Annotated in this window: 14 protein-coding genes; 7 read left to right on the top strand and 7 right to left on the bottom strand. The window is 58.7% G+C overall.

Annotation, left to right across the window (positions count from 1 at the left end; translation table 11 throughout):
* Window position 1: 1 nt before the first annotated feature.
* Window positions 2-1,102 (top strand): glycosyltransferase, encoded by a 1,101-nt coding sequence (locus RE418_RS06700; protein WP_089181453.1) that lies wholly within the window; start codon window positions 2-4, stop codon window positions 1,100-1,102.
* A 44-nt stretch (window positions 1,103-1,146) separates the two neighbouring features.
* Here the strand turns inward: RE418_RS06700 and RE418_RS06695 are convergent, their stop codons facing one another.
* A complete protein-coding gene (locus RE418_RS06695) occupies window positions 1,147-2,160 on the bottom strand; it encodes a glycosyltransferase family 9 protein (RefSeq protein ID WP_089181454.1) in 1,014 nt (337 codons plus the stop codon).
* A 125-nt stretch (window positions 2,161-2,285) separates the two neighbouring features.
* Between RE418_RS06695 and waaA the strand changes: the two genes are divergently transcribed.
* The 3 genes from waaA to coaD are packed head-to-tail and all read left to right on the top strand — an operon-like array spanning window position 2,286 to window position 4,826.
* Window positions 2,286-3,563, top strand: coding sequence for a lipid IV(A) 3-deoxy-D-manno-octulosonic acid transferase (gene waaA / locus RE418_RS06690; protein WP_025304695.1), 1,278 nt, complete (start codon window positions 2,286-2,288; stop codon window positions 3,561-3,563).
* Entirely contained in the window at window positions 3,564-4,337 is a 774-nt protein-coding gene (locus RE418_RS06685; RefSeq protein ID WP_025304696.1) for a glycosyltransferase family 2 protein, read from the top strand.
* 3 nt (window positions 4,338-4,340) lie between these two features.
* Window positions 4,341-4,826, top strand: a complete 486-nt coding sequence (gene coaD, locus RE418_RS06680; RefSeq protein ID WP_004931181.1) for a pantetheine-phosphate adenylyltransferase — start codon at window positions 4,341-4,343, stop codon at window positions 4,824-4,826.
* A gap of 3 nt (window positions 4,827-4,829) precedes the next feature.
* Here coaD and mutM read toward each other — a convergent pair whose 3' ends face one another.
* The 4 genes from mutM to radC all read right to left on the bottom strand — a co-directional run bounded on the left by mutM (window position 4,830) and on the right by radC (window position 7,088).
* Window positions 4,830-5,645, bottom strand: a complete 816-nt coding sequence (gene mutM, locus RE418_RS06675) for a bifunctional DNA-formamidopyrimidine glycosylase/DNA-(apurinic or apyrimidinic site) lyase (protein ID WP_004931185.1) — start codon at window positions 5,643-5,645, stop codon at window positions 4,830-4,832.
* Between the two features lie 81 nt (window positions 5,646-5,726).
* Window positions 5,727-5,894, bottom strand: a complete 168-nt coding sequence (gene rpmG, locus RE418_RS06670; protein ID WP_002442576.1) for a 50S ribosomal protein L33 — start codon at window positions 5,892-5,894, stop codon at window positions 5,727-5,729.
* Window positions 5,895-5,905: 11 nt separating this feature from the next.
* Window positions 5,906-6,142: a 50S ribosomal protein L28 gene (gene rpmB / locus RE418_RS06665; protein WP_004931195.1), complete on the bottom strand. Its 237-nt coding sequence runs from the start codon at window positions 6,140-6,142 to the stop codon at window positions 5,906-5,908.
* Between the two features lie 262 nt (window positions 6,143-6,404).
* Window positions 6,405-7,088, bottom strand: a complete 684-nt coding sequence (radC, locus tag RE418_RS06660; RefSeq protein ID WP_025304698.1) for a DNA repair protein RadC — start codon at window positions 7,086-7,088, stop codon at window positions 6,405-6,407.
* Between the two features lie 183 nt (window positions 7,089-7,271).
* Here radC and coaBC point away from each other — a divergent pair, with 183 nt between their 5' ends.
* From coaBC to slmA, 3 genes are all read left to right on the top strand, one after another.
* A complete protein-coding gene (coaBC, locus tag RE418_RS06655; protein ID WP_038630299.1) occupies window positions 7,272-8,489 on the top strand; it encodes a bifunctional phosphopantothenoylcysteine decarboxylase/phosphopantothenate--cysteine ligase CoaBC in 1,218 nt (405 codons plus the stop codon).
* Window positions 8,467-8,925, top strand: coding sequence for a dUTP diphosphatase (dut, locus tag RE418_RS06650; RefSeq protein WP_016929680.1), 459 nt, complete (start codon window positions 8,467-8,469; stop codon window positions 8,923-8,925). The genes coaBC and dut overlap by 23 nt, the downstream gene beginning before the upstream one ends.
* A gap of 251 nt (window positions 8,926-9,176) precedes the next feature.
* Window positions 9,177-9,773 (top strand): nucleoid occlusion factor SlmA, encoded by a 597-nt coding sequence (gene slmA / locus RE418_RS06645; protein ID WP_025304700.1) that lies wholly within the window; start codon window positions 9,177-9,179, stop codon window positions 9,771-9,773.
* Between the two features lie 31 nt (window positions 9,774-9,804).
* Here the strand turns inward: slmA and pyrE are convergent, their stop codons facing one another.
* Together pyrE and rph are read right to left on the bottom strand one after the other, a co-directional pair.
* On the bottom strand, window positions 9,805-10,446 hold the full coding sequence (gene pyrE / locus RE418_RS06640) for an orotate phosphoribosyltransferase (RefSeq protein WP_049205345.1): 642 nt from the start codon (window positions 10,444-10,446) through the stop codon (window positions 9,805-9,807).
* 96 nt (window positions 10,447-10,542) lie between these two features.
* Window positions 10,543-11,259 carry a ribonuclease PH gene (gene rph, locus RE418_RS06635; RefSeq protein WP_025160305.1) on the bottom strand — a complete coding sequence of 239 codons (717 nt, stop codon included), beginning with the start codon at window positions 11,257-11,259 and terminating at the stop codon, window positions 10,543-10,545.
* Window positions 11,260-11,313 lie beyond the last annotated feature (54 nt).

Genomic DNA, 11,313 nt, shown 5'->3' with positions numbered 1-11,313 from the left:
TATGCGTATTCTGATGATCATCGATGGCCTGCCGGGAGGCGGCGCGGAAAAAGTGGTGTTGACCCTGTGCCAGGGCATGCAGCAACAGGGGCATAAAGTTAGTCTGATCTCGCTGCGCGACGTCTGCAATTACCCTATCCCGCCGGGCATTGATTATCAGGTGGTGGCCGATCGCAGCCGGGCCCCCTGGCGCAAGCTGACCGAGCTCTCACGCCGCGCCGCCGCGCTGGATCGGGCAATAGCCGAACACGAGCGCCAACACGGCGCGTTCGATCTGGTGTTCTCCAATCTGCATAAAACCGATCGCATCGTCAGCCGCAGCAAGCGGTTGGCCGCGGATCGCCTGTGGTTCTGCATTCACGGCATTCTCTCCACTTCCTACCTCGGCCACCGCAAAGGCCTGGATCGCTGGCTCAAGCAACGTAAAATCGCCAACGTTTACCAGGGGAGAAATATCGTCGCCGTTTCACAGGCGGTCGGCGACGATCTGCAGCAGAAGTTGCCGATCCGCCCGCGCCGCCTGGCGGTCATCAACAATCCGTTCGATATCGACACCATTCATCAACAGGCGGCGGCACCTTGCGAACTGGCCGGTCAGGACTATCTGGTGCACGTCGGCCGCTTTCACGCCACCAAGCGGCATGACCGCCTGCTGAAAGCCTATGTGCAATCCGGTATTCAGGCGCCGCTGGCTTTGATCGGCACCGGGGATGACGCCCGCGTCGCCGAGGTCAAGCGTCTGGCGGCAGACTTGGGTATCGCAGAGCGCGTGCTATTCCTCGGTTTCCAGGCCAATCCCTATCCGTTTATCCGCCATGCCTCGCTGTTGGTGCTCAGCTCCGATAGCGAAGGGTTTGGCAATGTGCTGGTAGAATCGCTGTTGTGCGGCACGCCGGTGGTTAGCACCCGCTGTCCGGGCGGCCCTGCGGAAATTCTGGAAAAAGCCGGCATGGCTAACGCGTTGGCGGAATTAAACGAAGCGTCGCTGGCAGAAAAAATGGCGGAAATTTACGCCAATCCGCCACAGATAAATCAACAGCAATTGCTGAACTATGGGCTGGACCCTATTTGCCGTCAATATATTGAGCTGAAAGAAAAATAATAAAAAAATAAATAAGGCAGGTGATACCTGCCTTATTTTCTTCGTTAGCTGAGTGCCTGCATTTTCTGCCAAACCTCATCGACAGAAACATCTTCACAGTGCCCCGACTCACTCTGCAAAATATGATGGCGGCCAGTCCATGGATGCCAGGACGTTTTATCGGTATCGCCAAAGAACACCACCATGTCCTTATTCAACGCGGCGGCAAGATGCATCTGCCCGCCGTCGCTGCACAGCACCCGGTCGCATAAATCAAACCCGCCCAACAGCTCGCGCACCGACGCCGTCGGATAAAGCGCGACGCGTTCGTTTTGGCACAGCGCCAGCAGCTGTTCGGCGCGCTGCCGATCGCCGATGTCGTCCGGCGCCAGCGTGCCCTGCGGCGACCAGAAGATCAGCACGCCGGTGTGGGGATCGGCGGTCAGACGGTTGATGATTTCGGCATAGCGTTCAACCGGCCAGCGTCTTTTCGGGCTGCGGCTGCTGATATGCACGGCGCATACCCGTTCGACCAACGGCAGACGTTCCTGCAGCCGCTGCACCGCCAATTGCCGCTCTTCCGGCGTCAGGAATACCCGCACCGGCGGGATCGGAATGGCTTGATCGGTGATCGCCGATAAATAGCTGTAGGTGTGTTCAACCTGATGGAGGCCGCGGAAATCGTCCTTGCGGAACGGGCGCTGAATCTCTTTCGTGCCCAGATCGGCACCGATGATATGGGTGGCGCCGGCCATTTTTGCTAAACGCAGGCTGTATTTGCAAGGCACCGGGTTGGCCAGAATGACCGCATCGAACTTTATTTTGCGCAGCTTCAGGAAGATCATCAGACGTTCGAAATAAACGCCCAACGTCGTTTCATTTTTCGCCTTGTGCTTGGCCTTTTTATAGACAAAGACTTTCTCGAGATGAGGGTTGTTTTTAACAACGTCCTGGCTGACTTTATTGATCAGCAGATAAACTTTTGCGTCTGGATAGGCAATTTTCACCCCTTCAATCAAGGGCGTAGTGCAAACAAGATCGCCGATGTTGTCGCGGCGAATAATTAAAATATTCTTCATTCCGAGCCTATCGGCGAAATCGCTCGCCGGTTGTCTGAAACTGACACCCAAGGTTACCAAATTAGCGCCTTTCCCTTCCAGTTATGGTACTATTCCGAATAACCCATATAAATGAAATTGATAGAATGTTGCTGCGTTTATATCAGGTACTACTCTACCTCATCCAACCCCTGATCTGGCTCCGCTTACTGCTGCGCAGCCGCAAAGCTCCAGCCTACCGTAAACGCTGGGCGGAACGCTATGGCTTCTGCGCCGGGAAAGTCGTGCCGGGCGGCATTATGCTGCATTCCGTCTCCGTCGGCGAAACGCTGGCGGCCATCCCGCTGGTGCGGGCGCTGCGCCATCGTTACCCCGCTTTGCCGATAACTGTGACCACAATGACCCCGACAGGTTCAGAACGCGTCCAGTCCGCTTTCGGCAAAGACGTGCATCATGTCTATCTGCCCTACGATCTGCCCGGTTCCATGAACCGCTTCCTCGACCAGGTGAATCCCAAGCTGGTGATCATCATGGAAACCGAGCTATGGCCTAACCTGATCAACGCACTGCATCAGCGGCAAATCCCCCTGGTGATCGCCAATGCGCGCCTGTCGGCTCGCTCCGCCGCCGGCTACAAGAAAATTGGCGGATTCATGCGCGATATGCTGCGCCGCATTACGCTGATCGCCGCACAGAACCAGGAAGACGGCGATCGGTTTATCGAACTGGGCCTGAAACGCTCGCAGCTGGCCGTAACCGGCAGCCTGAAATTCGATATCTCCGTCACCCCGGAGCTGGCCGCCCGCGCCGTTACATTGCGCCGCCAATGGGCGCCGCGCCGCCCGGTGTGGATCGCCACCAGCACCCATGACGGTGAAGAAACCATCCTGCTGGAAGCGCACCGCAAACTGCTGGAAAAACACCCCGACCTGCTGCTGATCCTGGTGCCGCGTCATCCGGAGCGCTTCCCGACCGCCAAGGAGCTAGTGCAGAAGGCCGGCTTCAGCTACACCCTGCGCAGCAGCGGCGAAATCCCGTCCGGCAGCACCCAGGTGGTGATCGGCGATACCATGGGCGAACTGATGCTGCTGTACGGCATCGCCGATCTGGCCTTTGTCGGCGGCAGCCTGGTGGAACGCGGCGGGCACAACCCGCTGGAAGCCGCCGCGCACGCCATCCCGGTGCTGATGGGCCCACATACCTTCAACTTTAAAGACATCTGCGCCAAGCTCTCGCAGGCCGAAGGCCTGATCACCGTGACCGACGTGGATTCGCTGGTGAAGGAAGTGGAAACCCTGTTGACCGACGAAGATTACCGTCGCTACTACGGCCGCCATGCGGTGGAAGTGCTGTATCAGAATCAGGGAGCGTTGCAGCGCCTGCTGCAGCTGCTGGAACCGCACCTGCCGCCCCGGAGTCACTGAATGAGCAGCCGCAAAAGCCTGTCGGTGGTGATGATCGCCAAAAACGAAGCCGGGCTGTTGCCGGACTGCCTGCGCTCTGTCGCCTGGGCCGATGAAATCATCGTGCTGGACTCCGGCAGCGAGGACGACAGCGTCGCCGTCGCCGAAAGTCTGGGCGCCAAAGTCTTCACGCACACCGACTGGCAAGGATTCGGCAAGCAGCGTCAGCTGGCGCAAAGCTACGCCAGTCATGACTACGTTTTGATGATCGACGCCGACGAACGCGTCACCCCCGAGCTGCGGCAATCCATCGAGCGGGTGTTGAACGCACCGGACGACGGCGCCGTCTACAGCTGTGCGCGGCGCAACCTGTTCCTTGGCCGTTTCATGCGCCACAGCGGCTGGTATCCCGACCGCGTCAACCGCCTGTACGCCAACCAACGCTATCGCTATAACGACGATCTGGTGCACGAATCGCTGAACATCGGCGACGCCAAAGTGATCCCCCTCAGCGGCGATATGCTGCACCTGACCTGCCGCGACTTCTTCGCCTTCCAGCGCAAACAGCTGCGCTATGCCGAAGAGTGGGCCACGCAACGCCACCGGGCCGGCAAGCGTTGCGGCTATCTGTCCATCCTGACCCACACGCTCGGTGCCTTCGTCAAAACCTGGCTGCTGCGGGCCGGTTTCCTTGACGGTAAACAGGGGTTGCTGTTAGCGGTGGTCAACGCGCAATATACCTTCAATAAATATGCCGCATTATGGGCATTGGGCCGCAACTACTCAGAGAAGTGAATCATGACCAGCAAAGCCATCTATCCCGGGACCTTCGATCCCATGACCAACGGCCACCTGGATTTAGTGACGCGCGCGTCGCTGATGTTCGATCACGTGATTCTGGCCATCGCCGCCAGCCCGAGCAAAAAGCCGCTGTTCAGCCTGGATGAGCGCGTGGCGCTGGCGACGCAGGTCACCTCGCATCTGGACAATGTGGAAGTGCTGGGTTTCAGCGAGCTGATGGCGCACTTTGCCGCTCACCAGAATGCCAATATCCTGGTGCGCGGCCTGCGGGCGGTGTCTGACTTTGAGTACGAATTGCAGCTGGCGAACATGAACCGCCATTTGATGCCAACGCTGGAAAGCGTGTTCCTGATGCCTTCCGAAGAGTGGTCGTTCATCTCCTCTTCACTGGTGAAAGAGGTCGCGCGTCACGGCGGCGATATCGCGCCTTTCCTGCCTGACGTGGTTACGCAGGCACTGATGGCGAAGCTCGCCGCCGAGTGATGCTCAGCGCTGGCAGCGCCGGCAAAAGAAGGTGCTGCGCTGCCCGTGCTTGGCGGATTCGATCGGCGTGCCGCACGCGCGGCAAGGTTCTCCCGCCCGCCCGTAAACCTGCAACTCCTGCGCGAAATACCCCGGTTTGCCGTCCGACTGCAAAAAGTCGCGTAATGTCGTACCGCCCTGCTCGATAGAACGCTGCAACACCGCCTTGATGGTCTTCACCAGCAGTTCCGCTTCGGCTTTGCTCAACGATCCCGCCGGACGATCGGGCAGGATCCCGGCGCTGAACAGCGATTCGCTGGCGTAAATATTGCCGACCCCGACCACCAGCTTGTTATCCATCAGCCACGGTTTAATCAACGTGCGCTTATTGCGTGATTTTTCATACAGGTAGTCACCGTTGAACGCTTCGCTCAGCGGTTCCGGCCCCAGGTGCGCCAACACGCTGCTGGTCGCCAAATCTTCGCACCACAGCCAGGCGCCGAAACGGCGCGGATCGGTATAGCGCAGGATCATGCCGTTGCTGATCACCAAATCGACGTGGTCGTGTTTGCCCGCTTCATCTTCGTTCTCCTCGCGCAGCATGCGCAGGCTGCCCGACATGCCCAGGTGCACGATAATCCAACCGTTCTCCAGCTCGATCAGCAGGTATTTGGCTCGGCGCTGCACGCTGAGCACCGGCCTATCGCTCAGCGTCAGGATCTGCTCGGAAACCGGCCAGCGCAGGCGCGCGTTGCGCACCACCGCATACTGAATGCTGTGGCCGACAAGATAAGGCTCTATACCGCGTCTGCTCGTCTCAACTTCCGGTAATTCAGGCATCTGGCTTCCCCTCCGACGTTTTCTACCCTTTATAAAACAAAAAACCCGGCCAAGGCCGGGTTTTTCATTAATCCACTAAAATTATTTAATTTTAGCTTCTTTGTATACTACGTGCTGACGGACAACTGGATCGAATTTCTTCAGTTCCAATTTTTCCGGCTTAGTACGCTTGTTCTTCGTGGTGGTATAGAAGTGACCAGTACCAGCAGAAGAAACCAGCTTGATCTTCTCGCGAACACCTTTAGCCATGATTCAGTTCCTTAATACTTCTCACCACGGGCACGCAGATCGGCCAGAACCGTCTCAATACCCTTCTTATCGATAACACGCATACCTTTAGCAGATACACGCAGAGTTACAAAGCGCTTCTCAGCCTCAACCCAAAAACGGTGTGAGTGCAGGTTAGGCAGAAAACGGCGTTTGGTCGCGTTCATTGCGTGGGAACGGTTGTTACCGCTCACCGGGCGCTTGCCAGTAACTTGGCAGACTCGGGACATGTCTATTCTCCAAAAATCAAATCAGCTCGAGCTTCGTATAGGGTATGGCCGCCTCGTCAGGCTTTTAGAGCCCATCTCAGCAAACTTCATACTGAGGAGACTCTCGTCATCAGGTAGAAACCACACATCAGGTCAGAAACCTGCTGAGATAGGCTCTTGCGCCAAACCCAAGATTCTCAAAGGTGGCGTAGTATACGCTCTGAAGCGTAAGTGCTCAAGTCCCGAACAGCTAAAGATCCCACAAGGATCGCGAAAAAATCGCTTAAAGCCATCCGCGCTCGGCAAAAGAGACGCATTCACCCCGACCGATCACCAAATGATCGAGCACTCGGATCTCCAATAACTGACAGGCTTTCACCACCTGTTCCGTTATCAAACGGTCGGCATGACTGGGTTCAGCCTTACCCGAGGGGTGATTATGCGCGAGAATCAGCGCGGCGGCATTAGCCTTCAACGCTTCACGCACAATTTCTCTCGGGTAGACGACGACGCTGCTGATGGTACCAGCAAACATCTCCTGATGGCGAATAACCCGGTGCTGATTGTCTAAAAACAATACCAAAAAGACCTCTCGCTCACGATGGGCCAGCAGGCTTTGCAGATAATGCTGGGTGACGCGCGGATTGAGCATGGCGTTTTCCTGCGACAAATGGCTGGAAAAGAAGCGCAGTGCCAGCTCGGCAATCGCCTGCAGCTGCGTATAGCTGGCATCCCCCAGGCCTTTTTGGCTACAAAAAGCCTGATGATCGGCCGACATCAGGTGATAAAGCGAGCCGAACCGGCGCAGCAGCTGCTCCGCCAGCTGCATCACGTGCACGCCGGGCAATCCGGTGCGCAAGAAAATGGCCAACAGCTCTGCGTCGGACAGCGCCGCCGCCCCCTGCATCAACAGCTTTTCACGCGGCGCCAGCGCGCCCGGCCAGCACGCCACAATCGGGTTGCTCATCGTGTTCCTCCCTGAAAGGGCTACAGCATGCCATGTGCTGCCCGGCGCGTTCGACAGGTGTTTGATAACATTGCGAAGTGTTTCGCAAAGCACAATGTAACGCCCTGCAGCCATTGCGGAATCACTCACCTGAACGGCGGATATGCTAAAATGGCGCATCTTTCGGCTTTCAATCGGACAATGATGATGACGGGACTTTCCGGCAAACATATTGTGCTTGGCATCAGCGGCGGCATCGCCGCCTACAAATGCCCAGAGCTGGTGCGCCGCCTGCGCGACAGGGGTGCAGAAGTGCGCGTGGTGATGACCCACGCCGCCAAGGCGTTCATTACGCCACTGACGCTGCAGGCCGTTTCCGGCTACCCGGTGTCCGACGATCTGTTGGATCCCGCCGCCGAAGCCGCCATGGGCCACATCGAACTGGGCAAGTGGGCGGATCTGGTGATTCTGGCGCCGGCGACCGCCGATCTGCTGGCGCGCGTCGCCGCCGGCATGGCCAACGATCTGCTGACTACCGTCTGCCTGGCGACCGACGCCCCTATCGCCGCCGCCCCCGCCATGAACCAGCAGATGTATCGCGCCGCCGCCACGCAGGCCAACCTGCAAACGCTGCAGACGCGCGGCATGCTGCTCTGGGGGCCGGACAGCGGCAGCCAGGCCTGCGGCGACGTCGGCCCGGGCCGCATGCTGGATCCGCTGGACATCGTCGACCTGGCGAACGCGCATTTCTCCGCCCCGCAGGATCTGCAACATTTGCAGGTTATGATCACCGCCGGCCCAACGCGTGAAGCGCTGGATCCGGTACGTTTCATCAGCAATCACAGCTCCGGCAAAATGGGCTTCGCCATCGCCCGCGCCGCCGCCGCCCGCGGCGCGCAGGTGACGCTGATCGCCGGGCCGGTCAGCCTGCCGACGCCGCCATCGGTCACCCGAGTGGACGTCACCAGCGCGCTGGAGATGGAGCAGGCGGTGCAACAGCGCGCGGCGCAGCAGCAGATTTTCATCTCCTGCGCCGCCGTGGCCGACTACCGCCCCGAGCAGATCGCCGATGAAAAAATAAAAAAACAGGGTGATGAAATCGTCCTCAAGATGGTAAAAAACCCCGATATCGTCGCCGGCGTGGCCGCGATGACCAAAAATCGACCGTTTGTCGTGGGGTTTGCCGCCGAAACCCAGAATGTGGAAGAATACGCGCGGCAAAAACTGGCGCGTAAGAAGCTGGATTTGATTTGCGCTAACGATGTATCGCTTGCAGAGCACGGGTTCAACAGCGACACCAATGCCCTGCACCTTTTTTGGCAGGATGGAGAAAAGCGCCTGGCGCTGAGCGACAAGGCACTCCTTGGCCAACGTTTAATAGACGAGATAGTCAGCCGTTATGATGAAAAAAATCGACGTTAAGATCCTCGACCCGCGTATCGGTCAGGATTTCCCGCTACCGACCTACGCCACGCCGGGCTCCGCCGGTCTCGACCTGCGCGCCTGCCTGGACAGCGCGGTAGAGCTGGCGCCGGGTGAAACCACGCTGCTGCCCACCGGCCTCGCGATCCACATCGCCGACGCCGGCCTGGCGGCAGTGATCCTGCCGCGCTCCGGCCTGGGCCATAAGCACGGCGTCGTGCTGGGTAACCTGGTCGGCCTGATCGACTCCGATTACCAGGGCCAGCTGATGGTGTCCGTTTGGAACCGCGGCCAGAAGCACTTCACCATCGAGCCGGGCGAACGCATCGCGCAGATGGTCTTCGTGCCGGTGGTGCAGGCCGAATTCAACCTGGTGGAAGAGTTCGACAGTAGCGAGCGCGGCGAAGGCGGCTTCGGCCACTCGGGGCGCCACTAAGCGCCACCCAATGCACGATGGCCGGCAGGGAAACGTCGCCTGAACCTTGCCTTTCCGGGGAGAAGGATGTCTCTGCGGCAAGGTTTTACCGCGACAATTGCAGCGCACACCAGGCAGCGCGGAAAAAGGCCGTTAAGGCCGCTGACCCCAGCATCGTAAAAAAGCTATCACATAAGCCGCACAGAGCCTGCTCTGCAGCGGCCGGTGCCCGGGTTTCCGTCAGTTAAGTTTTAGCAAGGGTCTAATCAGACATGGCAGAAAAAGAAAATACGAAAAGGAATCGGCGCGAGGAAATATTGCAGGCGTTAGCCCAGATGCTGGAATCCAGCGACGGCAGCCAGCGCATTACCACCGCCAAGCTCGCCGCGAACGTGGGTGTTTCTGAAGCTGCGCTGTACCGGCATTTCCCCAGCAAGACACGGATGTTCGACAGTCTGATCGAGTTTATCGAAGACAGCCTGATCACCCGCATCAACCTGATCTTGCAGGACGAGAAAGAGACGTTTAATCGTCTGCGCCTGATTTTACTGCTGATTCTGGGCTTTGCGGAACGCAACCCGGGGCTGACGCGCATCATGACCGGCCACGCGCTGATGTTTGAACAGGATCGCCTGCAAGGCCGCATCAACCAGCTGTTCGAACGCATCGAGGCGCAGCTGCGTCAGGTGCTGAAAGAGCGCAAATTGCGCGAAGGCAAAGGCTTCATCGTCGATGAAACGCTGTTGGCCAGCCAACTGCTGGCCTTCTGCGAAGGCATGTTGTCGCGCTATGTGCGTTCGGAATTCCGCTATCGTCCAACGCAGGAATTCGACGCCCGCTGGCCGCTATTGGCGGCACAGCTGCAATAACGAAAACGCCGGGCATGCCCGGCGTTTTTATTTATACCCCGAACTGCTCGCGGTAAGCGCGCACCGCCGCCAGGTGGTCCGCCATTTCCGGTTTCTCTTCCAGATAAGCGATCAGGTCCTTCAGCGTCACGATCGAAATCACCTTGCAGTGATAGTCGCGTTCCACTTCCTGAATGGCGGAGATATCCGCGCGGCCGCGTTCCTGACGGTCGAGGGAGATCAGCACCCCCGCCAGCGAAGCGCCGCTGGCGCCGATGATTTCCATCGACTCGCGGATCGCGGTGCCGGCGGTGATCACATCATCCACCAGCATCACACGCCCCTGCAGCGGGCTGCCGACCAGCGAACCACCCTCGCCGTGGGTCTTGGCTTCCTTGCGGTTAAAGCAGTAAGGCACGTCGCGCTCATGGTGTTCCGCCAGCGCAACCGCCGTGGTGGTGGCGATAGGAATGCCTTTATAGGCCGGGCCAAACAGCAGATCGAAATCGATGCCGGAGTCCATCAGGGCTTCGGCGTAGAAGCGCCCCAACAGCGCAAGATCGCGCCCGGTATTAAACAGGCCGGCGTTGAAGAAATACGGGCTGGTGCGGCCGGATTTCAGGGTGAACTCGCCGAATTTCAATACCTGCTTGTTAAGCGCGAACTCGATAAACTGGCGCTGATAGGCTTTCATTACTGCTTCTCCTCGTCTGAATCTGCTTGGGTCTTGTCATTACTGCCGCCCGATCGTCGGGCATAAAAAAGGCGACTTCTCAGTCGCCTTAAAAAATCAGTCCGCCAGCGCCGCTTTCTGCGCCTGGAAGATGGTTTCGATGCCCCCTCGGGCCAGCGCCAATAGCGCCAACAGCTCATCGTGGCTGAACGGCTCGCCTTCGGCGGTGCCCTGCACTTCAATCATGCGGCCGTCTTCCATCATCACCACGTTCATGTCGGTTTCCGCCGCGGAATCTTCCACATACTCCAGATCGCACAGCGCTTCGCCGTTGACGATGCCGACGGAAACCGCCGCTACCATGCCCTTCATCGGGTTGGCTTTCAGCTTGCCGTTGGCCACCAGGGTGTTCAGCGCATCGGCCAGCGCCACGCAGGCGCCGGAGATGGAGGCGGTGCGGGTACCGCCGTCGGCCTGCAGTACGTCGCAGTCGAGGGTGATGGTGAATTCACCGAGCTTTTTCAGATCCACCGCGGCGCGCAGCGAGCGCGCGATCAGGCGCTGGATCTCCAGCGTGCGGCCACCTTGTTTGCCTTTGGCGGCTTCACGTGCGTTGCGGCTGTGGGTGGAGCGCGGCAGCATGCCGTACTCGGCGGTGATCCAACCTTGCCCCTGGCCTTTCAGGAAGCGCGGAACGCCCTCTTCTACCGTGGCGGTGCACAAGACTTTGGTATCGCCAAACTCAACCAGCACTGAGCCTTCAGCGTGTTTGGTATAGTGACGGGTCAGTGTCAGGGGGCGAACTTGCTGTGGTGCTCTGCCTGCAGGACGCATGGGCTCTCTCCGGCTTCAAATCAACTATTGGCTGCGCATTATACGGGCTTCGTG

It is taken from the genome of Serratia sp. szju, assembly GCF_044594185.1.
Lineage (GTDB): Bacteria > Pseudomonadota > Gammaproteobacteria > Enterobacterales > Enterobacteriaceae > Serratia > Serratia bockelmannii.
The sequence above is the reverse complement of the archived record's forward strand: the minus strand, read 5'-3'. Positions and strand labels throughout refer to the sequence as shown.